Raw genomic sequence first — 23,444 nt, 5'->3', positions numbered from 1 at the left:
AGCGAAGCTGGCGTCAAGAAGCAGTGGGAACAGATATGTCGAACATGATGAAGGCGCTGGTCAAATCGAAGCCGGAAGTCGGGCTCTGGATGGAGAACGTGCCGGTGCCGGAGGTCGGGCCGAACGATGTGCTGATCCGGGTGAAGAAATCGGCGATCTGCGGCACCGACGTGCATATCTGGAACTGGGACCAGTGGGCGCAGAAGACTATTCCGGTGCCGATGGTCGTCGGCCATGAATTCTCGGGCGAGATCGCCGAGATCGGCTCGGCGGTCACCCGCTATCATGTCGGCGAACGGGTTTCGGGCGAGGGGCATATCGTCTGCGGCAAGTGCCGCAACTGCCGGGCGGGCAGGGGGCATCTCTGCCGCAATACGCTCGGCGTCGGCGTCAACCGGCCGGGCTCGTTCGGGGAGTTCGTCTGCATTCCCGAAAGCAATGTCGTGCCGATCCCCGACGATATTTCCGACGAGATCGCCGCGATCTTCGACCCGTTCGGCAATGCGGTGCATACCGCGCTCTCCTTCGATCTCGTCGGCGAGGACGTGCTCGTCACCGGCGCCGGGCCGATCGGCATCATGGGGGCGCTGGTCGCCAAGCGTTCGGGCGCCCGCAAGGTCGTCATCACCGATATCAATCCGCACCGGCTGCAGCTCGCGCGCAAGCTCGGCATCGACCATGTCGTCGACGCCTCGAAGGAAAACCTCGCCGACGTGATGAAGGCGATCGGCATGACCGAGGGCTTCGACGTCGGGCTGGAAATGTCGGGTGCCGCACCGGCCTTCCGCGACATGATCGACAAGATGAACAATGGCGGCAAGATCGCCATTCTCGGCATCGCGCCGGCGGGCTTCGAGATCGACTGGAACAAGGTGATCTTCAAGATGCTCAATCTCAAGGGCATTTACGGCCGCGAGATGTTCGAGACCTGGTACAAGATGATCGCCTTCGTCCAGGGCGGCCTTGACCTTGCGCCGATCATCACTCATCGCATCAGGATCGATGAGTTTCGCGACGGTTTCGAGGCGATGCGCTCGGGCAACTCGGGCAAGGTCGTGATGGATTGGATGTGAGGAGGACGACATGCTCTACGAGGGAAGCTGCCATTGCGGCAACATCGCGTTCGAAGTCGAAGGCGAATTTACCGAGGCGATCGACTGCAACTGTTCGCTCTGCCGCCGGCGGGGCGGGCTCCTCGCCTTCGTGCCGCGCGAGAAGCTGGTGCTGAAGACGCCCGAGGGCGATCTTTCGACCTATACTTTCAACAGGCATGTCATCCGGCATCATTTCTGCACCAATTGCGGTATTGCGCCCTTCGGCGAAGGCCTGGCCCCGAACGGTGCGGCGATGGCCTCGGTCAATCTGCGCTGCATTCCCGCAGTCGATCTCGGCGCGCTGAAGGTGACGGCCTATGATGGCGCCGCGCACTAGAAGCAGAGCATGATGCCTGCCTGAAACCGGCGAATATACCGCCGGTACAGCTGCAAAAACGGCCGGAACAACGGGCGCTCGAGGGCAAAATCCTTGCCGCCCTTGTCTTTTGTTCGCCGCTTCTTAAATAAGCTTCGCAATCGCAGCCGCGGTTCGAAGCCTGTGGATAAGGCTTTTTCCGATTTTTCGCGGGCTTTTTTTGTGGAAAAGCTTGACGAGAACAAAAAATGTGGGAATCACCGTTCGACTTGTTGAAACGGTGAACAGGGTCAAGGCGGATCGCGCAACCATGGCCGGAAATCCAAAAGCAAGAAAGCTTTGCTGTCCGGTACCGGCGATCGTGGTTAATCAGACTTTAAATGTCATCCCGTTAGGTGGGCTCAGGTGATTTGAAGGGCGACGCGAGCGGCGCGTCAGGCCCTGAGACGGCCCATTCACCGTAGCGAGATTGGATAGCGTCAGGAAGGCGACGATATAAATGGCAACCAAGGTCAAAGAGAACGAAGACGCGGAAGTCGAACGCGACGGCGCAAGCGACGGCCCTCTTCTCGATCTTTCCGACGACGCGGTCAAGAAGATGATCAAGGCCGCCAAGAAGCGCGGCTATGTGACGATGGACGAGCTTAACGCCGTCCTGCCGTCCGAGGAAGTGACGTCCGAGCAGATCGAAGACACGATGTCGATGCTTTCGGACATGGGCATCAATGTCATCGAGGACGAAGAAGCCGAGGAAGCCGGAGCTTCCAGCGGCGGCGATGACGACGACGCCGGTAGCGATGACGACAGCGAAGGCGGCGAGCTCGCGCCTTCGAGCGGCACCGCGCTTGCGACCGCCAAGAAGAAAGAACCAACCGACCGTACCGACGACCCGGTGCGCATGTATCTGCGCGAGATGGGTTCTGTCGAGCTTCTCTCCCGCGAGGGCGAAATCGCGATCGCCAAGCGGATCGAAGCCGGCCGCGAGACGATGATCGCAGGCCTCTGTGAGAGCCCGCTGACGTTCCAGGCGCTGATCATCTGGCGCGACGAACTGAACGAAGGCACCACGCTCTTGCGCGAGATCATCGATCTCGAAACGACCTATTCCGGTCCGGAAGCCAAGGCTGCCCCGCAGTTCCAGAGCCCCGAGAAGATCGAGGCCGACCGCAAGGCCGCCGAGGAAAAGGAAAAGACCCGGCGCGCCCGCTCCGGTGACGACGACATCACCGATGTCGGCGGCGAAGGCATGCCTCCCGAGGAGGAAGAAGAGGACGAGGACGAATCGAACCTCTCGCTCGCCGCGATGGAAGCCGAGCTTCGCCCGCAGGTCATGGAGACGCTCGACATCATCGCCGAGACCTACAAGAAGCTGCGCAAGCTGCAGGACCAGCAGGTCGAGCAGCGCCTTGCCGCCACCGGCACGCTGTCTTCCGCCCAGGAGCGCCGCTACAAGGAGCTCAAGGACGAGCTCATCAAGGCCGTGAAGTCGCTGTCGCTCAACCAGAACCGCATCGATGCGCTGGTCGAGCAGCTCTACGACATCAACAAGCGCCTCGTGCAGAACGAAGGCCGCCTGCTGCGTCTGGCCGAATCCTACGGCGTCAAGCGCGACTCGTTCCTCGAGCAGTATCAGGGCGCCGAGCTCGATCCGAACTGGATGAAGTCCATCGGCAATCTGGCCGCCCGCGGCTGGAAGGAATTCGCCAAGGCCGAGAACACGACGATCCGCGACATCCGCCAGGAGATCCAGAATCTCGCAACGGAAACCGGCATTTCGATCTCGGAATTCCGCCGCATCGTGCACATGGTGCAGAAGGGCGAGCGCGAAGCGCGCATCGCCAAGAAGGAAATGGTCGAAGCGAATCTTCGCCTCGTCATATCAATCGCCAAGAAGTACACGAACCGCGGCCTGCAGTTCCTCGACCTCATTCAGGAAGGCAATATCGGCCTGATGAAGGCGGTCGACAAGTTCGAGTACCGCCGCGGCTACAAGTTCTCGACCTATGCGACGTGGTGGATCCGTCAGGCGATCACGCGCTCGATCGCCGACCAGGCCCGCACGATCCGTATTCCGGTGCACATGATCGAGACGATCAACAAGATCGTCCGTACCTCGCGCCAGATGCTTCACGAGATCGGCCGCGAGCCGACGCCGGAAGAACTGGCCGAAAAGCTCGCCATGCCGCTCGAAAAGGTCCGCAAGGTCCTGAAGATCGCCAAGGAGCCGATCTCGCTCGAAACCCCGGTGGGCGACGAAGAGGATTCGCATCTCGGCGATTTCATCGAGGACAAGAACGCGCTGCTGCCGATCGACGCCGCCATCCAGGCGAACCTGCGCGAGACGACGACCCGCGTTCTGGCCTCGCTGACGCCGCGCGAAGAGCGCGTTCTGCGCATGCGCTTCGGCATCGGCATGAACACCGACCACACGCTCGAAGAAGTCGGCCAGCAGTTCTCGGTCACCCGCGAACGTATCCGCCAGATCGAGGCGAAGGCGCTGCGCAAGCTGAAGCATCCGAGCCGCTCCAGGAAGCTGCGTTCGTTCCTCGACAGCTGAGGCTTCGATCACATCGTTCCGATTGAAAAAGCCGGGCCTAGCGCCCGGCTTTTGCTTTGTGATTAGTACCAATGATCCCGGCGGCTTTCTTGTCCCTCCATGGTGACAGGGCTATAATCCGCGCCACGGGGGAAGGGATCGATCGCGACGCGCGAGCGAGGGTCGACGCATGCCTGCGTAGACCGGTCCTCCGTTAGGAGGTGCGACATGACCACTTACATTCTTTTGATCAATTGGACGGATCAAGGCATCCGTACTGTTCGCGACTCGACAAAACGGCTGGACGCGGCGAAGAAACTGCTCGCCAGCGTCGGCGGCTCCTTCAACCAGTTCTATCTGACGATGGGCGGACACGACATGGTCGCCGTCTGCGAGGCGCCCGACGACGCGGTGATGGCGCATTTTACGCTGTCGCTCGCCATGGCGGGGAATGTCCGCACCGAGACGCTGAAGGCGTTCCCGGAGGCTGCCTACCGAGACCTCATCGGCTCGCTCGGCTGAATACAACTGATGATTGCTTTGTTTTGATGTTGCAAAGCTTCGGCTGTGCTGGCAGTGTTGCCGCGTGCTCATTTCCGGACCTTCGGCAAGCTCATGATGAAAGCGTTTCTCAGTTCCACGATTGCCATCGATCGTCCGACAGCCGCTTCCTGACCGATGGAACTTGCGGCAAACAAGTGGGACGGCGAGATCCGGTGGGGCGCGGCCGCGTCATTTGTGCTGCATGCCGCTGCGATCCTGCTTCTTCTGCTGCTGTTGCCGAAGACGGAGCCGCTGTCATCGCCTGATGACGGTCTCTCGGTGGAGATCGTTCCGCAGGAAACGAAATCCGTCAGCGCGCCCGAGCCCGTCAGGGCGCCTTCGCCGGAAGAGGTGAGGCCAGAGGCTGCAAAGCCCGAGGCCGAGCCGGTGCCGCTCGCAAATGATCCACCTGCTGCGGCGGCAATGCCGCCTGCGGTGCCGAAGCCGGCCGAATTCGTCATCGCGAGCCAGTTCTTTTCCGAGAAGGTGCTGGCCGATCCGCGCAGCAAGCGCGCTCGCGAGGCCCTGCGGCAGCTCTCGGGCAGCGAACGCAACCTGCAGCTCTGCGATCTCGAAGCGCTGGAGCAGGTGCGCCGCGTGCGGCCGGCAATGGCGCCCGATACGCTCGCCCCCTATGCGATGGCGGCGGAGAAGGTGAGCGGCAACAGCGTCGAGGTGAAGGGCGGCGCCTTCCGCAGCAAACGGAAGTGGTACAACATCCAGTTCAAATGCGAGCTCGACGCCGGCTCCGGCAAGGTCGCGTCCTTCGCCTTTCTCGTCGGCGACGCCATTCCGGAAAGCCAATGGCAGGAACACAATCTGGTGGCGGACGACGGGCCCGCCGACCAATGACCTCGACCGCAATCACGATGTTTTTTGCTTTTGTGGCTTGATGCTGCCGGCTTTAGAGGCCACATCGCTGCTGTGACCGAAGAAGAAGTAGTGGAACCGGCGGAGACGCATGAAGCAGCAAAGCAGCGGCCTGAAATCCGCTGGGGCATCGGCGCGTCCGTGCTTCTGCATGTTCCTGTCGTCGCACTTCTCATTTTCGGGCTGCCAAAGATCGAGCCGAAGCCTCCGGAAGACGAGAGCGTGAAGGTGGAACTCGTTCCGCCGCCGGAGGAGAAGAAGCAGGAAGAGAAGAAGCCGGAGGAAAAACCACCGGAGCCAAAACCGCCGGAAGAGGCGAAGAAGGAGCCGCCGCCTCCACCACCACCACCACCGCCTCCGCCTGAAAACAAGCTGGCAGAGCAGGCCAAGCCTGCCGCCCCCATGCCCAGTCTAAAACCTGTCTTCGAGTTCGGCGACAGGAACAGCGGTCCTCAAAAGTCGGCAGTGGGAAATGCTTCGCAAGGCGACGCGAAGCCTGCGATGACGGCGCCTCAGCACGAGGCAGCGCCAGAGCAAGCGCCTGCGGAGGCTTCTGCGGAAAAGCCACAGGCTGATACGCTGCCGGCAAGGCCGGTTCCGAAAGATATAGAGCTTCCCGAGGTCGCGACGACCGAAGTTTCTCCTGAACGCAATGCGCCGCTTGCAGAAGCGACCGGCGAAGCCAAGACTGATATCGAGGTCGCCAAGCCGCCAGAGCAGAAACCGCCGGAACCGCCGAAGGTAGATGCGGCACAGGACGACCTGCCTAAAGCGAAAACTTTATTTTCGCAGACGGCCGACGACGATCCGGTTGCGAGAATAGCGATGAGCGGGGTGCCGCGCGGCAGACGCGTCGCTCAGCTTTGCGGCAATGAGCTTCAGCAACAGCTTATCCACGGTTCGCCCAGCTTTCAGCCGATTATAGTGCCAACGTTCGGACTATCGAGTGGCACAGTTCTCGATATCAAAAGTGCGGCTTTCCGCACCGTCAAAGGCTGGTACCAAATTCGTTTCCGTTGCGAGGTTAATGGAGATGCCACGAAGGTCATCTCGTTCGCCCATGAAGCCGGCGGATTGATCCCCCGCAATCAATATAAAACCTACAGCATTCGTGAATAGACAACGACCCGCAAATGCGTCTCACCGGAACCAGCCACGCGCAAGGAACCAAGCCTACGGTTTCCCCATGGCCGTGATGGTACGGTGAAGAAGGGACAATGATATGTCGAACGAGATCGAGCGTTTTCTGGAGCGTCAGGACGAAGCCGTCAGCGCGCTGTTTCTGGAAAACAAGTCCGACGAACTGACCGATATTCTGGTGGCGGCCCTCGAAGAAGCGTTCGAGATCCTTCTCGAAGCTGCGCCCGCCGAAACGCTTCATTGACATTTTCCGAGAGATTGCCGCCTGGACGGCTTGCCGCGCATCTGTCCGGTTATAGGATGGAGCGGGATTTTCTCGGCCGTTCGGCCGCAAGCGTCTTCCGGCTGGAAGGCGAGGGCTTGCCGGCGCTCTATCTGAAGGTCGAAGCGGCGGGTCCGTTCGGCGAACTGGATGACGAGGCGACCCGGCTCGGCTGGCTCAAAGCCTCCGGTCTGCCTTGCCCTGAAGTGATCGCGCGGGAAGGCGACGGCGAGCGCAACTGGCTGCTGATCAGTGCGTTGCCGGGAAGCGACCTTGCCAGCGCAGCGGCGCTGACGCCGCTCGTGCGCGTCGCGCTGCTGGCGGAGGCGCTTGCCGACCTTCATCGTCTGCCGATTGCCTCCTGTCCTTTCGACCACCGTCTTGAAAGGCGCCTGCCGGTAGCGAAGGCGCGCATGGAAGCGGGGATCGTCGACGAGGAGGATTTCGATGCGGCCCGGCTCGGGAAAAGCGCTGCCGAGCTTTTCGCCGAACTCGAGAGCCTGTGGCCCGGCGACGAGGATCTCGTCGTTTCGCATGGCGACGCCTGCCTGCCGAATTTCATCGCTTCCGATGGCCGGTTCTCCGGCTATATCGATTGCAGCCGCCTCGGCGTGGCCGACCGCTATCAGGATATCGCGCTTGCCTGCCGCAGCATCGCCCATAATTTCGGGGAGGCGCTGGTGCAGCCTTTTCTCCGTCGCTACGGCATGCCGGCGCCGGATCCGGCGCGGCTCGATTACTACCAGCTGCTCGACGAGTTCTTCTAATCCGCCGCAGCGATTGCGTCGCATCCGTCCGGCTGGCAAAGTGGCCGGGATCGGACCTGCGGGACAGACATGCCGAAAAACCAGTTCAGGATGCTGCGCTCGGCGCTTGCCGGCGTCGAAGCGGTGGAGGCGGAAACCCATCACAGCTTCGCCAGGCACACGCATGAGCAGTTCGGCATCGGCCTGATTTCATCGGGCGCGCAGAAATCGCTGAGCGGGCGCGGCATGGTGGAGGCGGAGGCCGGCGAGATCATCACCGTCAATCCGAACGAAGTCCATGACGGCGCGCCGATCGGCGACGGCCGATCCTGGCGCATCCTCTATTTCGATCCGGCCATCGTCACCGGTCTGTCGGGGGATATCGCCGAAGGCGGGGCAGGGCGCTCGGAAATCCCGCATCCCGTCATCCGCAATCCACGCATTGCCGCCTGCTTCGAAACGCTGTTTAGCGCGGTGACCGCCGGGACGACCGACGCATTGCTGCATGAGGAACTGCTTTTGCAGCTCGTTGCCGACGTCATGCGCGAGCGGGCCGAGAGGGAGGAGCGGCCGGCGGTGCCGGCGTCCATCCGCGCGGCTCGGGATCTGATCGACAGCGACCCGCTTGCCGCCGTCTCGCTTGCCGATCTCTCCAGGGAGAGCGGGCTTAGCCGTTTCCAGGTGCTGCGCGGTTTTGCCAGGGCGACGGGTTTGACGCCGCATGCCTATCTCGTGCAGGCGCGTATTCATATCGCGCGACGGCTGATAGCTCAGGGCACGCCGCTTGCCGAAGCCGCCTTTACCAGCGGCTTTGCCGACCAGAGCCATATGACGCGTGTCTTCGTGCGCAAATACGGTCTGTCGCCACGCTCTTATGCCAGCGCCTTTTCCTGAACCGCAGCGCGGGCATCTGCAATTTCGTTCAAGACCGCTGATCGTCCCTGCTGTTTTCTCGGCGCTTCAACAGGAGTTGCCGAATGTCGAGACGGGTTCAAGGATATCTCTATCTGGCGCTGGCCATGGTGACGGTCGGAAGCACCGTCATCGCGAGCAAGCTGATCGCTTCCGGCCTGCCGCCGTTTACGGCCACCGCCTTGCGCTTCGCTCTCGCTCTTCCCTTTTTCTTCGTGCTGATGCGGGCGAGCGGAGCCCGGCTGCCGAAGCTATCCGGGTATGACCGCCTCATTCTTTTCATTCAGGCCGGCGCCGGCAGTGTCGGCTATACGACGCTGCTGATCTCCGGCCTCAGCCTCACCTCGGCGGCCTATGCCGGCGTCATCATCGGCACGCTGCCGGTGGTCTCGGCGGCGATCTCCATTCTGCTCCTTGGCGAGCGGCCGCAGCCCGCGCTGCTGCTTGCCGTGGCGCTTGCGGCAGCAGGCGTGTTTTCGATTGCCTTTGCGCCGGGTGCCGCGGGCGGATCGCTCGCCGGGAATGCGCTGATCTTCCTGGCTGTTGTCTGCGAGGGGTTGTTCATTCTCTTGAACAAGCGGCTGAAGACGGAGATTGCGCCACTTGCCCAGTCGACGCTGATGACCGGCATCGGTCTCGTCGTCTCGGCCGTTCCGGCCGTTTTCGAGGCGCCGCTCGCGCATGGGTTTTCGCCGGGCGCCTTCGCTGCCGTGGCCTATTACGCGCTGGTGCCGACCGTCGGCGGCTTCCTGCTCTGGTATGCGGGCGCCGAAAGGGTGAGTGGCACGGAAGCTTCGCTGTTCACCGCGCTTGCTCCGGTTTCCGCCGTGATACTCGCCTTCGCCGTTCTCGGCGAGGCGGTCGGGCTCAATCAGATCGCCGGCATAGGTTGCGTGCTTGCGGCCGTCCTCGGGCTTGCCTTTGCAGGCGGCCGCGCCGGCACCAAACTCATCGAGGAGAGATAGACCATGCAGTTCAGCCATTCGGATGCGATATGGCAGGCCTTTCCGGAGCTTCGCGCCGGCGCGCTCTATGCCGAAGGCATTGATGCGACGGCGGAAGTCGAAGAGGCGGTAGCAAGCTTCGGCGCGATTGCCAGGGCGCGGCTCGCCGAAGCGCAGGAGGGCGAGTTTCCGGAGATCCAGGCGTGGCGGCGCGGCTTTTCCCGCATGGGGCTGAAGCCGACGCAATATCGCTGCGCTTCCGAAGCGCTGCTGCGCCGCTTCCGGCAGGAGCAGACGCTGCCGCGTCTCAATCCGCTCGTCGATCTCTGCAATGCGATTTCGCTCGCCTTCGCGGTCCCCATCGCTGTCTTCGATACGGCCAAGATCGCCGGCAATCTCGAGGTTCGACGGGCCACCGGCCAGGAGACCTATCTGACTTTCGGCGGCGAGAGCGAACATCCCGAGCCTGATGAGGTGATCTTCGCGGATGGCGAAGGGAGAGCGCATGCGCGCCGCTGGACGAACCGGCAGAGCGGGCTTTCGGCGGTGCGCGAGACGACGGGCTCGGTGCTGATCGTCGCCGAGGCGCTGCATGCCGGGGCCGGCGAGGATATCGGCAGGCTGGTCGCGACGCTGGCGGATGCACTCGCACGCCACTGGCCGGTCTTGCCGAAGACGGCGATGCTGAGCCCGGCATCGCCGCGCTTCGAATTCCTGGGCTAAAGGGAGGCGAGGTTCGTGGGCTTGGGCCTGGGGCATGGGCGCCCTATCTCTGGAAGACCGATATCTTCCGGAGGCGAACCCATGGTGGACAAGTCGATCAAGATTCCAGGACCGGACCACCCGATCACCGTCGAGCACAATCCCTGCCGCGTCGTCGTCACCGCCGGCGGCAAGACGATCGCCGATACCCACAGCGCGCTGACGCTGCGCGAGGCTTCCTATCCGCCGGTGCAGTATATCCCGCGCAGGGATGTGGACATGTCGCTGCTTGAGCGCAGCGCTCACAGCAGCCGTTGTCCCTATAAGGGCGACGCCTCCTATTACAGCATCGTTTCGGGCGGCGAGCGGGCGAAGAACGCGGTGTGGACCTACGAGGCTCCGAATGCCGCCGTCAGCAGCATCAAGGACCATCTCGCCTTCTATCCCGACCGCGTCGACGGGATAGAGGAAATGGCTTCACCCGAGGCGGGCACCTTCTGATTTTGCCGAAGTGCCTGATGCGGCGGAACATGTCGCCCGCGGGATCGTTAGGAGCATCATCGAAGGAGCATGCCGTGCCGAAATTCTACTTCCAGCTCTTCGATCGTGATGGTGTCGGCACCGAGACCGGATACGAATTCGAATCCATCGAGGCTGCGAAGGCCGAGGCGCGAAGGGTGCTTGCGGAGATGGCGGCCGAAGGCTTGCCGGCTGCGCCGCTCAACATGCTTTCGGTGGAACTCTTCGACGAAAGCCGCAGGCCGCTTGCGGAACTCCGGCTGATTCTCGAAGAAATCGCCAAATAACCGCGACCGCTATCCGAACGCGCAAATGCCTGTCGATGGCATCAGGCAATCGCGCAACTATGTCAAATTTAATTGCCGGCTATGAGGGCGGGTCTTAGCGTCGCGCCAATCGACCGAGTCGGATTGATGCGCATAAGTGATCCGGCGGCTGCCTCGAAGGGCGGCCGTCATCGCAAGACGTCGAGCCATTCATTGTTGAAGACGAGGCTGGCAACCGTGACCGGATGGCCGCTCTCGTCGCGAACTGTGACGGCGATGGTCAGGCGATCACCTGCGGGCAGTTCGTCGCGGGCCACGTCCAGCAGGATGCGGGTCACCTCTTTCGGGATGTCTTCACGAGATCTGAGTTCGGTGCCGTGCTCGTCGCGCGTGGGGCCTTCCCCATTGTGTAGATCGAAGTAGTAGCGAGCCATGGTTTTTCCTGCGCGTAACAGGGGAGAAATCTGAGATGAAGAGAATTGTTCCCGAGGCTAAGCATTGATTCCTATAGAAAATATCGGTCTCTGCGAGATGGTCCCGACGCTTCGGGGTATCGGTGGGCAAGGCCATGATTGAAACATTGCTGCTCAACCTCCAAAGTCGCGACGTGCTTTCGGCCGAGGAGGAAAACCATCTTCGATCGATCGTCTCCAAGGACAGGCATTTCGCCGCCGGCGAAGATCTCGTTTCCGAAGGCAGCCGGCCGGCCCACAGCACGCTGCTGCTCGATGGCTTTGCGGCGCGCTACAAGGTGATGGCCGACGGCAGCCGTCAGATCACGGCGCTGCATGTCGCCGGCGATTTCGTCGATCTACACGCCTTTTCGATCAAGAAGATGGATCACGGCATCGTCGCGCTGTCGTCCTGCCATGTCGCCTTCGCCGATCATGCCGACCTCAGGATGATCACCGAGCGCATGCCGCATCTGACCCGGCTGCTCTGGCTTGATACACTGGTCGACGGCGCCATCCACCGGGAATGGATCGTCGCCATGGGGCGGCGCTCCAAGCGCGCCCAGATCGCCCATCTCGTCTGCGAGCTCTTCGTGCGCCTGCAGATCGTCAAGCGGACGCGGGGGCCAAGCTTCCAGTTTCCGCTGACGCAGATCGAGATGGCCGACGTGCTCGGCATCTCGGTCGTCCATCTCAACAAGACGCTGCAGGCGCTGCGGCGCGAGGGCGTGTTCACCTGGGAAAACCGGACGATCACCATCGTCGATTGGGAGCGCCTGCAGGAAATCGCCGAATTCGACCCTGCCTATCTCAGCATATCGAGGGAGCCGCGCTAAAGGACCGGGCTCGCACAATCCGGTGATGCCGGCCCGTTCCGATTGACAAACCGGCCTTTGGAGCAGAACACCCAAGGATATTCACAACCCCCTGAAGGCCGCAGCCCCCGCCGGCCGGTGACATCGCAATGGACATTTCCCAAGGCCCGCGGAGCGTTCTTCGCCACCCCGGCTATCTGAACTTCGCTGCCTCCCGCGTCTTTTCCTCGCTCTCCTTCCAGTCCATCGGCATCGCCATGGGGTGGATGATCTATGGCCAGACGCACAGCGCCTTTGCGCTCGGCCTCGTCGGTCTTTGCCAGTTCCTGCCGATGGCGGTGCTGACCTTCGTCGTCGGCCATGTCGCCGACCGGTTCGACCGGCGGCGCATCGGGCTTTTCTGCCAGCTGATCGAGGCGATGACGGCGCTGGTGCTGGCGATCGCCACCTGGCAGCAATGGCTGACGCCTTCAGGCATTCTCGCCGCCGTCACCGTGCTCGGTGCCGTCGTCGCTTTCGAGCGGCCGACCATGGCGGCGCTGCTGCCGAACATCGTGCCGGCCTCGATGCTGCAGAAGGCGGTCGCAACCTCCACCTCGATGATGCAGACGGCGCTGATCATTGGTCCCTCGCTCGGCGGCCTGCTTTACGGGCTCGATCCCGTCGCGCCCTTCGCCGTATCGGCGCTGCTCTTTGCCGTGGCGAGTTTCAACGTCATCTCGATCCGCATGCAGTGGGTGCCCGGCAAGCGCGAGAAGGTGACGCTCGCCTCCGTCTTTGCCGGCGTCTCCTTCATTCGCAGCCGGCCGGTCATGCTCGGCACGATCTCGCTCGATCTCTTCGCGGTGCTGCTCGGCGGCGCCACCGCACTGCTGCCGATCTTTGCCCGCGATATCCTGCATGCCGGCCCCTGGGGTCTCGGGCTCTTGCGTGCTGCCCCGGCGATCGGCGCGCTTGCCATGTCGATCGTGCTTGCCCGCCGGCCGCTGGAGAGCAATGTCGGGCGCAAGATGCTCGCCGCCGTGGCGGTGTTCGGGCTTGCCACCATCGTCTTTGCGCTTTCCACCAATATCGCGCTCTCCGTCGCAGCCCTGCTCGTCGTCGGCGCCTCCGATACGGTGAGCGTCGTCGTGCGCAGCTCGCTGGTGCAGCTTCTGACGCCGGACGAGATGCGCGGGCGCGTCAGTGCCGTCAACGCGCTGTTCATCGGCACCTCCAACCAGCTCGGCGAATTCGAATCGGGCATGATGGCGGCCGTGCTCGGGCCGGTCGCCACCGGCATCGCCGGCGGACTCGGCACGATCATCGTCGTTCTCCTGTGGATGCGGCTCTTTCCCGCTCTCACCAAGGTCAAGACGCTGCAGGGTTGATGCATGCGTCGTTGAAAGCGGCGGATAGTCCCATTAGGGTCGGCGCGAAACATCATTCGGGCGGGGTGTGCGTGAGGGCAGTTTTTCTATTCGGTGTGCTGGCGGCATTTTCTGCGTCGATGCCGGCCGCGGCCTCGGGTGATTGGCAGGCGGTCGAAGAAGTGCGGCCCTATTCGATATCGGGCAGGACCGGCGCCGAGCTCTACGAATCGATCGGCGCGAATGGCCCGAAGGCCGGGGTCACCGGCCGGGTGATCGCGCATACGACCTTCAAGCTGACCTGGACCCGGAAATACGAGCCGCAGGGCACCGCCTGCGTCATCGTCACCAACCGCCCGAAGCTCATCATCACCTACACGCTGCCGAAACCGGCGGCCGAGCTGCCGGGGCCGGTCAAGAGCAGCTGGGAGGTGTTCAGATCGGGCGTTGAGGCGCATGAGCGCGTGCATGGCGACACCATCAAGGAAATGGTCAAGGAAATCGAAGCGATGAGCATCGGGCTGACCGTCGCCGACGACCCGGGCTGCAAGAAGATCAGGATCGAACTCACCCGCCGCCTCGGCGAGATTTCCATGAAGCAGCGCCAGCGCGGCCGCGACTTCGACAAGGTGGAAATGGGCGACGGCGGCAATATCCAGCAGCTCATCCTCAAGCTGGTGAACGGGCCTTGATCGGCCGGAGCCGGGCCTGGCCTGGACCTGCCCGGCAGCTCTCCTATCTCTCCCGCTAACGAGGTTAGGAGGAGGAGTGCGATGTCCTATGTCGATGGTTTCATCGTTGCGGTGCCGAAGGAGAATATCGAGGCCTATAAGGAATTCTCGGCCTTTGCCGGCTCGATCTGGAAGGAATATGGGGCGCTCGAATATGTCGAATGCATCGGCGACGACGTGCCCTATGGCGAGCTGACGTCCTTTCCCCGCGCCGTGCAGGCCAAGCAGGATGAGGTGGTGGTGTTTTCCTGGATCCTCTACCGATCCCGGCAGGAGCGCGACGAGATCAATGCCAAGGTGATGGACGATGCGAGGCTGAAGGGCGACCAGTGGCAGATGCCGTTCGATGGCAAGCGGATGATCTATGGCGGCTTCGAGACGCTGCTCAGGCTCTGACGCGATCTTCATGCCGTTCCGGTTCGCGGCAGGCATTGACTTGCCGGCCGCGGCGCGCCAACTCGCGGGAGAGACAATCCGAGACGGGGAGGGCGCCTTGCCCCAGACGATGCTTAACCTTTCCACACGCGGGCAGGGCCTCTACGAATTCACTGATCAGGCGGAGGCATTCGTGCGCGCCTCCGGTCAGGCGGAGGGGCTGCTCACCGTCTTCGTGCGCCATACTTCCTGCTCGCTGCTGATCCAGGAAAATGCCGATCCGGACGTGCAGACCGACCTTCTCTCCTTCTTCCGCCGCCTCGTGCCGCCAGCCTCCGATCCCTCGATGGGCTGGGTCGTGCATCGGGACGAAGGGCCGGACGATATGCCGGCGCATATCAAGGCGGCGCTGACGCAGGTCTCGATCGGCATTCCCGTTTCGAGGGGCCGGTTGATGCTCGGCACCTGGCAGGGCCTCTATCTCTTCGAGCACCGCGACCGGCCGCACTGGCGCGAAATCGTGCTGCATCTCGGCAACTGAAGGATTAATCCTTGTGAATGAAATGTGAATGTTCGGTTCGAACACCATTCAGTTTGTGGCGTTTACTGTCGAGACAATCCCTGAAGGGAGAGCTTAGGTATCAATCGACGGAGACCCTCATGACGCATTTCCTTACCAAGGCCGGCCTTGCCGCATTGCTCGCCCTCTGCACCATTCCGGCCACGACTTCCACGGCAGCTGCCGCAGGGCCGCAGACGAGCTACATCGTCGAGGCGCAGTACCATCGCCCGATCCGCGGCTGCTCGCCGATGCATGCGGTGCGCAAGGCGCGCGACTTCGGTCTGCACAGAGCCCATATCACCCGCATGTCGCCGCGCGTCGTCGTCGTTGCCGGCCGCGACCGCCGCGGCTGGGACCGGATGGTCTTCGCCAATGTCCGCGGCTGCCCGCTGATCCGGCGCTAATAGTTGGAGCATGATGTCATGAGAAAACCGCTCACACTTTTCGGCATCATGCTCTAAGGACTGCGGCCGGGCGCGCAATACCGGCGTTTCCGGCCGTTTTGCCTTGACGGTGCCACTTTCCGCCGTCTCTTGTCAGAACCGCATGAGTGATTCCCAGCCGACGCTTCGGCGCGATGGGGCAATGGGGAGGGCGGCTCGACCGCACCGACTTCAAAGGAGAGGTTTTTAATGATGCAATTTATGGCAAAGGCGGGCCTTGCCGCCATGCTGATCGCCGGCACCCTTGCCGGCACCGCGGCTCCGGCTGCCGCCCAGTTGAATATTATCATCGGCGAGCCGGATCGTAACCCGCCGCCGGATTATCGCCGTCCGCCTCCGCCGCCCGGCTACGGCTACGGCCGCCGCCCGCGCGCCTGCGATCCGCGCCTTGCCGAAGACATGGCCCGCGATTACGGCCTCCGCCGCGCCCGCGTCGTCGACATCACCCCGCGGCGCGTCATCGTTCAGGGCTGGACCCGTCGCGGCCCCGACGAGATGAGCTTCGCCAACGTCCGCGGCTGCCCTCCGCTGCGCCGCTGATTTCATAGAAATACCGCCTCGTCTCCCCGATGCGGCGGCCAGAACCGCCTTTGCCAGTCTTTCCGGATCGGCAAGGGCGGTTTCTTTTTTTGGGGCTTTTTGCTCGGCAGACCCCTCCCCAACCCCTCTCCACAAGGGGGAGGGGCTAAGTCGCGGTTGCCTGCAGCGACCAAAAAGAAAGTCTTTTTAGCTGCCGCCGCTCAGCGATTGCGGCGGTCGAGGTCATGTGAAGCGGTGCAGCATGTTAGCCCCTCCCCCTTGTGGGGAGGGGTTGGGGAGGGGCTTTAGCCACCGCCCGGCGCTTGCATTTTTACTGCTCGATGGCAAAGGTCACGGTGACGCTGACATTATAGTTGTTCTCGCCGCCCTGGACGGGAACGGCGGCATCCGAAGCTTCCTTCATCATCGTGGCGCGATAGACCGGCTGCGGCAGCGGACGCGGTTCGACCTCGTTGATCTCGAGAATGCGGCCGAGCTTGACGCCGGCGGCTTCGCTCAGCGTCTTCGCCTTTTTCACCGCATCGGCGACGGCATTCTTGCGCGCGTCTTCGAGGGCGGTTTCCGGCTTGTCGTTGGTGAACTGGATGTCGCCGCCCTGGTTGATGCCGAGGCTGACGGACTGATCGATCACCTGGCCGAGCTTGGCGAGATCGCGCAGCCTGACGGTCACCGAATTGATGGTCTGGTAGCCGATCAGCTGCGGCTGCTGCGGCTGGCCGTCGACCGGCTGCGGATAGTTATATTGCGGCTGGATGGAAAAGCCCGAAGTCTGCAGGTCGCGCTCGGCGATACCGCCGTCCTTCAGCGCCTTGAGCACGTCGTTCATCGCCTTGTTGTTCTCGTCGAGCGCTTCGCGGGCGGTCTTGGCCTGCTTGACGACGGCAAGATTGACGACGGCCATATCGGGAGCGAGCGCCGATTCGCCATTGCCCGTCACCGAAATCACCGGCTCGCGCGGCTTTGCCTCCTGCGCGAATGCGGGGGCCGCGCTGGCGAGCGGCAGGGCCAGAAGAGCAGTCATTACAAGAGTCTTGGAAAGAATCGGCGCCATGTTTTCATTCCCTAGTTGTCGTTTCCCGGATGAACTTTCTGTCGGTTGATTGTGAAGCTATTGCGGCGGAATGGGATGGGCGGGGTGCGGGAAGAGAAAAATGTTGGGGTGTTCGGCGCTGCCGTCCGGCTGGACAAGAAGACAGAGGGGTGCCACACGGCACGCCGGTGCCACGGCAAGCAAACATGCCCCGCCGCTTCCTAAATCCGGCAAAACCGATAGCAAAGAAGATGGGTTAAGAAACAGGGGCGACCAAGGCCGGTCAGCCCGAACCGGCGTCACCGGTCGTGAACTGAAGATGCACGCCAGCCAGGGCAAGGCCATGCCTTGCCCTGTGGCTAGCGGACGCGGTGCTTGAATTCAAGCGCCGAAATCATCCATGAAGGAGGGATGGATGGCGGGCTTGCGCTCTTCGCGTGCTTCGCGAATGCGCTGGGGAACCGCACCGAGACCGGATACGAACCGGCTCAGGAGATTGCGGTTGAAAAGTTTATGTATGGCACTCATGGCAATTCACTCATTCTTTTTTTTGTTAGCCGGCGGCATATATTTTGCCCAGGCTGCCTTCGCAATGGGCAATTTGGCATGACTGCTATGCACAGGCGTGCATGACGATCACATTGACGTTAGAAGGCGCGTCGGGAGCCGCCCGCCGCGATGAAACCTCGCCCGGCAATCGCCTCGGCGTGGTAGACTGCGTAGCTCGGGCTCAAGCCATGCCCTCCGAAGGAGAAGCTCAGATGAACCGATTTTTCGCACTTGTCGCGACCGGAACGCTGATCAGCCTTGCCACGATCACTTCGGCCTGCACGTCATCAGGAAACCTCGATTACACGTCGTCGATCGGCGGCGGTTATTACGAGCGTCAGCCGCTCAATCCAGCTTGCGGCGGTGGGTTCAGACCGAGCGATGGGCGGTCTTGCAGCTATTAGAGACGTGATGCCCTTGCGAAAATCGTCGCTTGTCAAACGGAACAGCTTTGTCCGTTACCGCACCATTGTGCGTGTGTGCCGCTGTAGATACAGCTTTCTGTTGAGTGGCGCGGTATCTTCTGGTTGCGTTGTAATCATGGGTACAGAAGATGAAACTGACTATCGCGACTACTTTGCTCGCACTTCTCGGAACCACCGCATTTGCCGCCGATGCTGTTCAAGACATCCCGGCCGCCCCGGTTGCGGCTGCGCCTGTTTTCACCTGGTCGGGTCCGTACTTCGGTATCGATGGCGGTGCGGCATGGCTCAACGGTGACTTCAGCGCCGGTGGGGCCAGCGCTTCCGAGGACTTCAACGGCGGCGTCTTCGGCGGATTTGCAGGTTATAACTTCCAGTTCGACAACATTGTAGTCGGCATCGAAGGCAACCTCGAACACAACTGGAATGAAGAGGAAACGCTGGGAGCGGACGTTGGGACCGATTGGGCCGGCGCTGTTCGCGGCCGTGTCGGCTACGCCTTCGACAAAGCACTGATCTACGGCGCCGCCGGCTGGACCGCCACGCGCGGCTACGTCGATCTGCCGGGATTGGATAAAGAGACGGAGACTTTCAACGGTTACACCGTCGGGGCCGGCGTCGACTTTGCCATCACCAACAACATCTTCGCCCGCGGCGAGTATCGGTTCAACGACTTCGGCGAGAAGGACGTTCTCGGTGTGGATGTCGATCTCGATCAGCACGAAGTCAAGTTCGGGATCGGCGTAAAGTTCTAAGGGCTTTTTGTCAGATCAATAGTGAGAAGGCCCCGCCAAGACAGCGGGGCTTCTGCGTTTTACGGCACCTGTGGCGCCAGGAGCGCGTCCTCTCATCCGTCACGAACTGCACTTTATATCGCTGGCTCTGGCTGCAGCTATAAGTGCGCGACGGACCTCCTCCGGCTCTGCGATATCGGCGAACACATCAAGCACAATCATCTCAGCGGCCTTGGCCGCCGGCGTTTGCTCGGGCCAGTCGTTGAGCAAGGCATTTCCGGCCTGCAAGACCGTCCTCAAGGTTTTTCTTTTTTCCATTGATCGTGATTGTCACCGCCTTGAAACGTCGTGTGCTCATGGCGTGGTCCCTCCCACGGACCAGCGACTCAACGAGTCACTTGGCGATTCGTTCCCACGGCTGCTGTGCCGGCCGACATGTTGCTATTCGAGTTCCCTCTCTTGCGAAAATCTGTGTTTGCTGTTCATCCTGAAGAATGAGCATTTCTTCTATCAACGCCGACGCCTTTGTCTCCGAGGTGCTGGATGGCGCACAGGTCTGGGGCATCAAAGACAAGGATGGTTTCCCTACGTCGACAAACGCGTCCGGTGAAACGGCAATGCCCTTTTGGTCGTCGGAAAAAAGGGCAAGTTCGGTAATCCAGAGTGTCCCGGCGTACCGCGACTTCAAGCCAGTGCCCATTGCGTTGTCGGAATTCATCAAACGGTGGTTGCCGGGCCTGATAACTGATGGGCTTTATTGCGGGCTCAACTGGTCGGGCAAGAGGGCGACAGGATACGATTTGCTCCCAACAGATGTGCTGGCTCGACTGACAGCAAACGAAGAAGAATTTTAGCTCAAGCACTCTGCCAATTTGTCCACGCCGCCTTTGTCTCTCACATCTGGAACGGCAACGATATGACGCCTGCATAAACGGATGATGGTGGGCCGGAGGCAACCGCGAGGCGTTGAAATAATTGATCTTTTAGCCTCTGATCGCACTCGATGCCGCCAGGGGTACCCCATATTTGGTGAACCCGAAATGGGTTAATTTATGCGCCCTCCTTGGGCTTAGGTTTGATTCTGCCAGACGCCATAGATTCCATCTTTTTGGCGATATGAACAGGCGGCTCCCCATGCCCTCGCCAGGAGAAGTGCTTGCCTTCATCATCGAACACGATCCTGAAGTCGGGGTAGTCGTTGCCGATGCGCCGCATCAGGTCAGTGTAGGCGGTGAGTGGGACAAGCCAAAGGTGTTTGTCCTTACGATCGGACGTGACGAAGAAGCCGTTCACCCGAAGATCGTCCTCGGCGTAGACGCACTCGGAGAAGACCTTACTGTGGACGATGATGTCGAGCAGATCACCGACCCCTAGTGAGCAGGTCGAAGGAGCCTTCACGTCGAACGCTTCCCAGAACGAGTGACGCTTCCACCAGTCCAGCGTTTGACCGGGCAGCAGGTCGAACCTCTCGGCGCGGACGCTGCGCCCATCGACATCGCTTGAGACCTTCTCGCACTCGATGAGTTTGCGCATCGCGAAGGCCGAGACGAAAACCTTCCGCTCGATCAGGATTGAGCCACGCTCTGTTGCCCGCGCTTTCGCGGCCCACCTCTCAATCAGATCGGCGTCCTTCAACAGTTGATCTTTCCAAGGCGCGCTTTCTGCGATCACGCCTTTCGACCTCGATGCTCGGCTATCTGGTGAGGGAGGTCGTACACTATTTTCAGCAGCATACTTAGATACTCGACTACCGCTAAAGCGTCGGCAGCTAAAGTCCCGGACGCACCTGGCGTCGGATGCGCGTTGCTGTTTCCAATCTCCCTCACCTCGTGCGCCCACTCCACCATGATGGGTGGTAGTATGCCCTTGCCACCAAGGTCTTTGATCTCTTTGAACAGACTGTCGCCTTCGGCATCCTGATAGCGAAGCACCAATTGCACTGCGCTTCGGGCCATCAGTGCGGCAGCATCATAGTTGGACGCCTCAACGCTTCGCATCGCTTGCAGCCAGTATCGCCCAACATCATCGGGCCAGTGTTTAGGCCACCTTGTTGTGTTTCGCGGCCACGGGACTTGATGTAGCCCAACAAGGCCGGAATTACCGATGCCCCAAAAAACGGAGGTCAGGTTGCCGCACTGCTGACAGACTAGAACATCGTAGTGCAATTCTTTGGATTTATCCGGCCTTTTCTTTGCTACCCGACTTTCAAACCCGAACCGACCAACTTCTCCGCAGAAGCCACAGGTTACCTCCTGAAGCGGCAGATCACCGTCATAACTCCGGTATCCTGATCCTTCGCCAAGGTCCCACCAACTCATCGCAATGTCCCCGCAAGCGGGGATTCATTCACCCCCGATTCAGCGAACAACCATGATTTATTTCAGCGGTACATTCAACGTCACCGTTTCCAGCGTCATGAGCATCCATAAGTCGCTCGGCCTCTCGCTTTCGTTCTTCCATCACACTTTGCGATTGTTCGTTTGGCATACCTGAGGAGCGCTTCGTCATTGTAGATCCCTCTCACAAATCTAGGAATATATTCCTGCGGTGATGGCGCCGATTGTCGAGCAGTCAACAGTTAGTTGAATGATGAAGGACTCGAACCTGCAACGTTTCGGACACGAACCCGCAACCGTGAGGAAAAATTACCTAGCTTCTACTCGGCGATCCGGCGAGTTCGACTTCCCGCCGAAGTGTATGATCCGATTTGTATAATCGCTCCGAGCAACCCTGATGAGCCGACCGAAACTATACTTGCCTCGACACCCTTGGCGGTATCCTGACCCGAAAACGTGGGGTATTTGACCCTCAGACCCCCCAAAATGCCTCTTTAGGCATTTTATCGCAGGATAAGTTATTAATTTTGTTGAATATTTATTTCGCAGAAGTGCGGTTGGTGGGCCCGGAGGGACTCGAACCCCCAACCAAGCGGTTATGAGCCGCCGGCTCTAACCATTGAGCTACAGGCCCTTGGCGCCGATGGAGGACGCGGGATGCCGGGGCAATGGTTCCCGCGGCACGGGTTCCGCTCTAACGCAAATTGCAGGGAGCCACAAGCGGAGAGCGCAAGCATCTGTGGACGATGCATATTTCGTGTGCAGGGCACTGGAACCTTGTCGCGCGGGCGACAATTATTGATCGTAGTCGATGAAGAGGGCGATCGCGATGGTGGCTTCGAACAGTGCCGTGGTGCTCATCGTGGAGGATGAGCCGATTATCCGGTTCAATATCCTCGATGTGCTGGAGGATGTCGGCCATGTGGCGCTGGAAGCGGCGAATGCCGATGAGGCGCTGGTGGTGCTGAAGGGGCGGCAGGATGTCGATATTCTCTTCACCGACGTCAACATGGCCGGCTCGATGGACGGCATCCAGCTTGCCAAGCGGGTGAGGGCGATGCGGCCGAACATCGGCATCATCATCACCTCCGGCATGGTGCGGCTCGATCCGATGGCGCTGCCCGCCAACACGGCCTTCCTGCCGAAGCCCTACATGCACGATACGCTGATCACGACGATCGATTCCCTGATGAGCTGACCGCGGCGCGCAGCCCTTCAAAACCTGTTGCGGGTTTCGGGGCTGCGCGCGGGGCGGCCGGGAGGCGTGCTCGTCTTCAGGCGCGGCGGGGGAGGACCGCGTCTTCAGCCGAGCCGCTCTTCAGCGCCTCATTTTCGTAGCGGGCCTTCTTCTCGTAGATGGTGAACAGCGCCATCGAGAGGAGATAGGAGAGGAAGGAATCCCCCATCTGGGTGGCTATGTCTCGGGAGGCGAGAACGTGGCGCTCCAGCGCGCCGAGATCTTTCTGGGTTGCGGTTTCAACGAGGCGGTTCATGCTGCCATCTCCAGGAATTGGGTCACGACCGAGCGAACCGGCACGTGCCTGACATAAAGGGGTAGGGTCAGGCCGAGGGCGGCGCGCATCTTGCGCAGCACGCGGTCCGACACTTCGAAGGCGCCGCAGCAGACGGGATACTTGCCGTATCCGTCGGCGCGGCCGAGTTCTTCCACTTCGGCCCCGGCGCGCTTGTAGACGCGCTTGAGGTGGGGTTCGTAATTGGAAATCATCGTATGGATGCCGTGCTCCAGCGCGCATTCGCACAGCGCAAGCAGCAGCATGGAGAAGGCGCGGCCGGCATCGATCTGCGGGAAGTCTTTAGCGATCGCTTCCTCGTCGATGCACATGCGGGTGCCTTCCCAGATGCCGGGGGCGACGAGCTCGGCAGCGGCCGGGAACGTCTCGCGGAAGACGTCGTAGAGAAGCGTCGGGCCGGTCGTCGGCATCAGGCGCATGCCGCCGTAGAGACGGGTGCGGCTGTCGTTGCACCAGACGAGATAGGCGGGGGAGAGGGAGTCGTAGCTGTCGCGTTCGTAGGGGCCGATCACGGGAACGTCCCAGCCGAGCGTATCGGCGAAGATCTTCTTGCGCAGGCGAAACAACTGGTCGAGTACGGCGGCGTATTTCTGATACTCATGTGCCTGAATGATAACGAACATTTTGCCCTCCAGCGTTTGCAAGTCCGTGGAGAGCAGAATGGTCCAGACGGCGAGGATCGGAAATTCCCTCAGATGAGCCCCCTCAGATGGGGGGATTAGCC

Annotated in this window: 31 protein-coding genes, 1 tRNA gene and 1 pseudogene; 24 read left to right on the top strand and 9 right to left on the bottom strand. The window is 61.2% G+C overall.

The features are described 5' to 3' along the window. Positions 1 to 35: 35 nt before the first annotated feature. The 13 genes from tdh (at position 36) to CO670_RS26275 (ending at position 10,871) form a co-directional block, all read left to right on the top strand. The gene (tdh, locus tag CO670_RS26330) at positions 36 to 1,073 is read left to right on the top strand and encodes an L-threonine 3-dehydrogenase (protein ID WP_097592938.1); all 1,038 of its coding nucleotides are present in this window, start codon (positions 36 to 38) and stop codon (positions 1,071 to 1,073) included. A 10-nt stretch (positions 1,074 to 1,083) separates the two neighbouring features. Beyond that, a complete protein-coding gene (locus CO670_RS26325) occupies positions 1,084 to 1,431 on the top strand; it encodes a GFA family protein (protein ID WP_097592937.1) in 348 nt (115 codons plus the stop codon). 478 nt (positions 1,432 to 1,909) lie between these two features. Then, complete coding sequence (gene rpoD / locus CO670_RS26320; RefSeq protein ID WP_097592936.1) at positions 1,910 to 3,967, top strand: RNA polymerase sigma factor RpoD; 2,058 nt, start codon at positions 1,910 to 1,912, stop codon at positions 3,965 to 3,967. Positions 3,968 to 4,174: 207 nt separating this feature from the next. Continuing rightward, a complete protein-coding gene (locus CO670_RS26315) occupies positions 4,175 to 4,468 on the top strand; it encodes a GYD domain-containing protein (protein ID WP_097592935.1) in 294 nt (97 codons plus the stop codon). Positions 4,469 to 4,624: 156 nt separating this feature from the next. After that, a complete protein-coding gene (locus CO670_RS26310) occupies positions 4,625 to 5,341 on the top strand; it encodes a DUF930 domain-containing protein (RefSeq protein ID WP_097592934.1) in 717 nt (238 codons plus the stop codon). A gap of 72 nt (positions 5,342 to 5,413) precedes the next feature. Beyond that, positions 5,414 to 6,478 carry a DUF930 domain-containing protein gene (locus CO670_RS26305; RefSeq protein WP_245426020.1) on the top strand — a complete coding sequence of 355 codons (1,065 nt, stop codon included), beginning with the start codon at positions 5,414 to 5,416 and terminating at the stop codon, positions 6,476 to 6,478. 103 nt (positions 6,479 to 6,581) lie between these two features. Then, on the top strand, positions 6,582 to 6,743 hold the full coding sequence (locus tag CO670_RS33105; RefSeq protein ID WP_167358941.1) for a hypothetical protein: 162 nt from the start codon (positions 6,582 to 6,584) through the stop codon (positions 6,741 to 6,743). Continuing rightward, the gene (locus CO670_RS26300; protein ID WP_097592933.1) at positions 6,740 to 7,528 is read left to right on the top strand and encodes an APH(3')-II family aminoglycoside O-phosphotransferase; all 789 of its coding nucleotides are present in this window, start codon (positions 6,740 to 6,742) and stop codon (positions 7,526 to 7,528) included. The genes CO670_RS33105 and CO670_RS26300 overlap by 4 nt, the downstream gene beginning before the upstream one ends. Positions 7,529 to 7,597: 69 nt before the next feature. Continuing rightward, positions 7,598 to 8,401: an AraC family transcriptional regulator gene (locus CO670_RS26295; protein ID WP_097592932.1), complete on the top strand. Its 804-nt coding sequence runs from the start codon at positions 7,598 to 7,600 to the stop codon at positions 8,399 to 8,401. Between the two features lie 83 nt (positions 8,402 to 8,484). After that, entirely contained in the window at positions 8,485 to 9,384 is a 900-nt protein-coding gene (locus tag CO670_RS26290) for a DMT family transporter (RefSeq protein WP_097592931.1), read from the top strand. Between the two features lie 3 nt (positions 9,385 to 9,387). After that, a complete protein-coding gene (locus CO670_RS26285) occupies positions 9,388 to 10,086 on the top strand; it encodes a phenylalanine--tRNA ligase beta subunit-related protein (protein WP_097592930.1) in 699 nt (232 codons plus the stop codon). 81 nt (positions 10,087 to 10,167) lie between these two features. Beyond that, complete coding sequence (locus tag CO670_RS26280; RefSeq protein ID WP_097592929.1) at positions 10,168 to 10,566, top strand: DUF427 domain-containing protein; 399 nt, start codon at positions 10,168 to 10,170, stop codon at positions 10,564 to 10,566. Between the two features lie 74 nt (positions 10,567 to 10,640). After that, entirely contained in the window at positions 10,641 to 10,871 is a 231-nt protein-coding gene (locus tag CO670_RS26275) for a hypothetical protein (RefSeq protein ID WP_097592928.1), read from the top strand. Between the two features lie 167 nt (positions 10,872 to 11,038). On the opposite strand, the gene CO670_RS26270 is transcribed toward CO670_RS26275, so the two are convergent. Next, positions 11,039 to 11,284: a hypothetical protein gene (locus CO670_RS26270; protein ID WP_097592927.1), complete on the bottom strand. Its 246-nt coding sequence runs from the start codon at positions 11,282 to 11,284 to the stop codon at positions 11,039 to 11,041. Positions 11,285 to 11,418: 134 nt separating this feature from the next. Between CO670_RS26270 and CO670_RS26265 the strand changes: the two genes are divergently transcribed. From CO670_RS26265 to CO670_RS26235, 7 genes are all read left to right on the top strand, one after another. Then, complete coding sequence (locus CO670_RS26265) at positions 11,419 to 12,138, top strand: Crp/Fnr family transcriptional regulator (RefSeq protein WP_097592940.1); 720 nt, start codon at positions 11,419 to 11,421, stop codon at positions 12,136 to 12,138. Positions 12,139 to 12,266: 128 nt separating this feature from the next. Next, positions 12,267 to 13,487, top strand: coding sequence for an MFS transporter (locus CO670_RS26260; RefSeq protein WP_097592926.1), 1,221 nt, complete (start codon positions 12,267 to 12,269; stop codon positions 13,485 to 13,487). Then, a complete protein-coding gene (locus CO670_RS26255; RefSeq protein WP_097592925.1) occupies positions 13,487 to 14,158 on the top strand; it encodes a DUF922 domain-containing protein in 672 nt (223 codons plus the stop codon). The genes CO670_RS26260 and CO670_RS26255 overlap by 1 nt, the downstream gene beginning before the upstream one ends. Before the next feature lie 81 nt (positions 14,159 to 14,239). Beyond that, positions 14,240 to 14,593 (top strand): DUF1428 family protein, encoded by a 354-nt coding sequence (locus CO670_RS26250; protein WP_097592924.1) that lies wholly within the window; start codon positions 14,240 to 14,242, stop codon positions 14,591 to 14,593. A 97-nt stretch (positions 14,594 to 14,690) separates the two neighbouring features. Beyond that, positions 14,691 to 15,113 carry a secondary thiamine-phosphate synthase enzyme YjbQ gene (locus CO670_RS26245; RefSeq protein ID WP_097592923.1) on the top strand — a complete coding sequence of 141 codons (423 nt, stop codon included), beginning with the start codon at positions 14,691 to 14,693 and terminating at the stop codon, positions 15,111 to 15,113. A 119-nt stretch (positions 15,114 to 15,232) separates the two neighbouring features. Beyond that, entirely contained in the window at positions 15,233 to 15,538 is a 306-nt protein-coding gene (locus CO670_RS26240) for a hypothetical protein (protein WP_088690153.1), read from the top strand. A 228-nt stretch (positions 15,539 to 15,766) separates the two neighbouring features. Beyond that, complete coding sequence (locus tag CO670_RS26235) at positions 15,767 to 16,117, top strand: hypothetical protein (protein WP_097592922.1); 351 nt, start codon at positions 15,767 to 15,769, stop codon at positions 16,115 to 16,117. Between the two features lie 310 nt (positions 16,118 to 16,427). Here CO670_RS26235 and CO670_RS26230 read toward each other — a convergent pair whose 3' ends face one another. After that, positions 16,428 to 17,168 carry an SIMPL domain-containing protein gene (locus tag CO670_RS26230; protein ID WP_097592921.1) on the bottom strand — a complete coding sequence of 247 codons (741 nt, stop codon included), beginning with the start codon at positions 17,166 to 17,168 and terminating at the stop codon, positions 16,428 to 16,430. Positions 17,169 to 17,528: 360 nt separating this feature from the next. After that, complete coding sequence (locus CO670_RS33100) at positions 17,529 to 17,675, bottom strand: hypothetical protein (RefSeq protein ID WP_176539027.1); 147 nt, start codon at positions 17,673 to 17,675, stop codon at positions 17,529 to 17,531. A gap of 233 nt (positions 17,676 to 17,908) precedes the next feature. Between CO670_RS33100 and CO670_RS26225 the strand changes: the two genes are divergently transcribed. After that, complete coding sequence (locus CO670_RS26225; RefSeq protein ID WP_097592920.1) at positions 17,909 to 18,100, top strand: hypothetical protein; 192 nt, start codon at positions 17,909 to 17,911, stop codon at positions 18,098 to 18,100. Positions 18,101 to 18,249: 149 nt separating this feature from the next. Beyond that, positions 18,250 to 18,873, top strand: a complete 624-nt coding sequence (locus CO670_RS26220; RefSeq protein ID WP_097592919.1) for an outer membrane protein — start codon at positions 18,250 to 18,252, stop codon at positions 18,871 to 18,873. Positions 18,874 to 18,972: 99 nt separating this feature from the next. On the opposite strand, the pseudogene CO670_RS26215 reads toward CO670_RS26220, so the two are convergent. Further along, a pseudogene (locus CO670_RS26215) lies at positions 18,973 to 19,210 on the bottom strand (DUF982 domain-containing protein). 136 nt (positions 19,211 to 19,346) lie between these two features. Between CO670_RS26215 and CO670_RS26210 the strand changes: the two are divergent. Next, a complete protein-coding gene (locus tag CO670_RS26210) occupies positions 19,347 to 19,706 on the top strand; it encodes a DUF2750 domain-containing protein (protein WP_097592918.1) in 360 nt (119 codons plus the stop codon). A 196-nt stretch (positions 19,707 to 19,902) separates the two neighbouring features. Here CO670_RS26210 and CO670_RS26205 read toward each other — a convergent pair whose 3' ends face one another. The 3 genes from CO670_RS26205 to CO670_RS26195 all read right to left on the bottom strand — a co-directional run bounded on the left by CO670_RS26205 (position 19,903) and on the right by CO670_RS26195 (position 21,822). Continuing rightward, positions 19,903 to 20,523: a hypothetical protein gene (locus CO670_RS26205; RefSeq protein WP_141502401.1), complete on the bottom strand. Its 621-nt coding sequence runs from the start codon at positions 20,521 to 20,523 to the stop codon at positions 19,903 to 19,905. Beyond that, on the bottom strand, positions 20,520 to 21,170 hold the full coding sequence (locus tag CO670_RS26200; protein WP_097592916.1) for a DUF4145 domain-containing protein: 651 nt from the start codon (positions 21,168 to 21,170) through the stop codon (positions 20,520 to 20,522). Before CO670_RS26200 ends, CO670_RS26205 begins: the two co-directional genes overlap by 4 nt. Positions 21,171 to 21,746: 576 nt before the next feature. Further along, positions 21,747 to 21,822: transfer RNA gene (locus tag CO670_RS26195), tRNA-Ile, on the bottom strand. Between the two features lie 195 nt (positions 21,823 to 22,017). Between CO670_RS26195 and CO670_RS26190 the strand changes: the two genes are divergently transcribed. Continuing rightward, positions 22,018 to 22,386: a response regulator gene (locus CO670_RS26190; protein ID WP_097592939.1), complete on the top strand. Its 369-nt coding sequence runs from the start codon at positions 22,018 to 22,020 to the stop codon at positions 22,384 to 22,386. A gap of 76 nt (positions 22,387 to 22,462) precedes the next feature. Here the strand turns inward: CO670_RS26190 and CO670_RS26185 are convergent, their stop codons facing one another. Then, positions 22,463 to 22,681: a hypothetical protein gene (locus tag CO670_RS26185; RefSeq protein WP_088690159.1), complete on the bottom strand. Its 219-nt coding sequence runs from the start codon at positions 22,679 to 22,681 to the stop codon at positions 22,463 to 22,465. Beyond that, positions 22,678 to 23,343 (bottom strand): acyl-homoserine-lactone synthase, encoded by a 666-nt coding sequence (locus tag CO670_RS26180; RefSeq protein WP_088690160.1) that lies wholly within the window; start codon positions 23,341 to 23,343, stop codon positions 22,678 to 22,680. The genes CO670_RS26185 and CO670_RS26180 overlap by 4 nt, the downstream gene beginning before the upstream one ends. Between the last annotated feature and the right edge of the window lie 101 nt (positions 23,344 to 23,444).

Origin of the sequence: Rhizobium sp. J15, assembly GCF_002531825.1 — a bacterium.
Taxonomy (GTDB): Bacteria; Pseudomonadota; Alphaproteobacteria; order Rhizobiales; family Rhizobiaceae; genus Rhizobium.
This window is presented reverse-complemented; position numbering and strand designations above follow the sequence as displayed.

What these genes read in the sequence shown, in the direction of transcription:
- tdh (WP_097592938.1), top strand. Translation starts at nt 36, where the DNA reads ATGTCGAACATGATGAAGGCGCTGGTCAAATCGAAGCCGGAAGTCGGG.
- CO670_RS26325 (WP_097592937.1), top strand. Translation starts at nt 1,084, where the DNA reads ATGCTCTACGAGGGAAGCTGCCATTGCGGCAACATCGCGTTCGAAGTC.
- rpoD (WP_097592936.1), top strand. Translation starts at nt 1,910, where the DNA reads ATGGCAACCAAGGTCAAAGAGAACGAAGACGCGGAAGTCGAACGCGAC.
- CO670_RS26315 (WP_097592935.1), top strand. Translation starts at nt 4,175, where the DNA reads ATGACCACTTACATTCTTTTGATCAATTGGACGGATCAAGGCATCCGT.
- CO670_RS26310 (WP_097592934.1), top strand. Translation starts at nt 4,625, where the DNA reads ATGGAACTTGCGGCAAACAAGTGGGACGGCGAGATCCGGTGGGGCGCG.
- CO670_RS33105 (WP_167358941.1), top strand. Translation starts at nt 6,582, where the DNA reads ATGTCGAACGAGATCGAGCGTTTTCTGGAGCGTCAGGACGAAGCCGTC.
- CO670_RS26295 (WP_097592932.1), top strand. Translation starts at nt 7,598, where the DNA reads ATGCCGAAAAACCAGTTCAGGATGCTGCGCTCGGCGCTTGCCGGCGTC.
- CO670_RS26290 (WP_097592931.1), top strand. Translation starts at nt 8,485, where the DNA reads ATGTCGAGACGGGTTCAAGGATATCTCTATCTGGCGCTGGCCATGGTG.
- CO670_RS26285 (WP_097592930.1), top strand. Translation starts at nt 9,388, where the DNA reads ATGCAGTTCAGCCATTCGGATGCGATATGGCAGGCCTTTCCGGAGCTT.
- CO670_RS26280 (WP_097592929.1), top strand. Translation starts at nt 10,168, where the DNA reads ATGGTGGACAAGTCGATCAAGATTCCAGGACCGGACCACCCGATCACC.
- CO670_RS26270 (WP_097592927.1), bottom strand. Translation starts at nt 11,284, where the DNA reads ATGGCTCGCTACTACTTCGATCTACACAATGGGGAAGGCCCCACGCGC.
- CO670_RS26265 (WP_097592940.1), top strand. Translation starts at nt 11,419, where the DNA reads ATGATTGAAACATTGCTGCTCAACCTCCAAAGTCGCGACGTGCTTTCG.
- CO670_RS26260 (WP_097592926.1), top strand. Translation starts at nt 12,267, where the DNA reads ATGGACATTTCCCAAGGCCCGCGGAGCGTTCTTCGCCACCCCGGCTAT.
- CO670_RS26255 (WP_097592925.1), top strand. Translation starts at nt 13,487, where the DNA reads ATGCATGCGTCGTTGAAAGCGGCGGATAGTCCCATTAGGGTCGGCGCG.
- CO670_RS26250 (WP_097592924.1), top strand. Translation starts at nt 14,240, where the DNA reads ATGTCCTATGTCGATGGTTTCATCGTTGCGGTGCCGAAGGAGAATATC.
- CO670_RS26240 (WP_088690153.1), top strand. Translation starts at nt 15,233, where the DNA reads ATGACGCATTTCCTTACCAAGGCCGGCCTTGCCGCATTGCTCGCCCTC.
- CO670_RS26235 (WP_097592922.1), top strand. Translation starts at nt 15,767, where the DNA reads ATGATGCAATTTATGGCAAAGGCGGGCCTTGCCGCCATGCTGATCGCC.
- CO670_RS26230 (WP_097592921.1), bottom strand. Translation starts at nt 17,168, where the DNA reads ATGGCGCCGATTCTTTCCAAGACTCTTGTAATGACTGCTCTTCTGGCC.
- CO670_RS33100 (WP_176539027.1), bottom strand. Translation starts at nt 17,675, where the DNA reads ATGAGTGCCATACATAAACTTTTCAACCGCAATCTCCTGAGCCGGTTC.
- CO670_RS26225 (WP_097592920.1), top strand. Translation starts at nt 17,909, where the DNA reads ATGAACCGATTTTTCGCACTTGTCGCGACCGGAACGCTGATCAGCCTT.
- CO670_RS26220 (WP_097592919.1), top strand. Translation starts at nt 18,250, where the DNA reads ATGAAACTGACTATCGCGACTACTTTGCTCGCACTTCTCGGAACCACC.
- CO670_RS26210 (WP_097592918.1), top strand. Translation starts at nt 19,347, where the DNA reads ATGAGCATTTCTTCTATCAACGCCGACGCCTTTGTCTCCGAGGTGCTG.
- CO670_RS26200 (WP_097592916.1), bottom strand. Translation starts at nt 21,170, where the DNA reads ATGAGTTGGTGGGACCTTGGCGAAGGATCAGGATACCGGAGTTATGAC.
- CO670_RS26190 (WP_097592939.1), top strand. Translation starts at nt 22,018, where the DNA reads ATGGTGGCTTCGAACAGTGCCGTGGTGCTCATCGTGGAGGATGAGCCG.
- CO670_RS26185 (WP_088690159.1), bottom strand. Translation starts at nt 22,681, where the DNA reads ATGAACCGCCTCGTTGAAACCGCAACCCAGAAAGATCTCGGCGCGCTG.
- CO670_RS26180 (WP_088690160.1), bottom strand. Translation starts at nt 23,343, where the DNA reads ATGTTCGTTATCATTCAGGCACATGAGTATCAGAAATACGCCGCCGTA.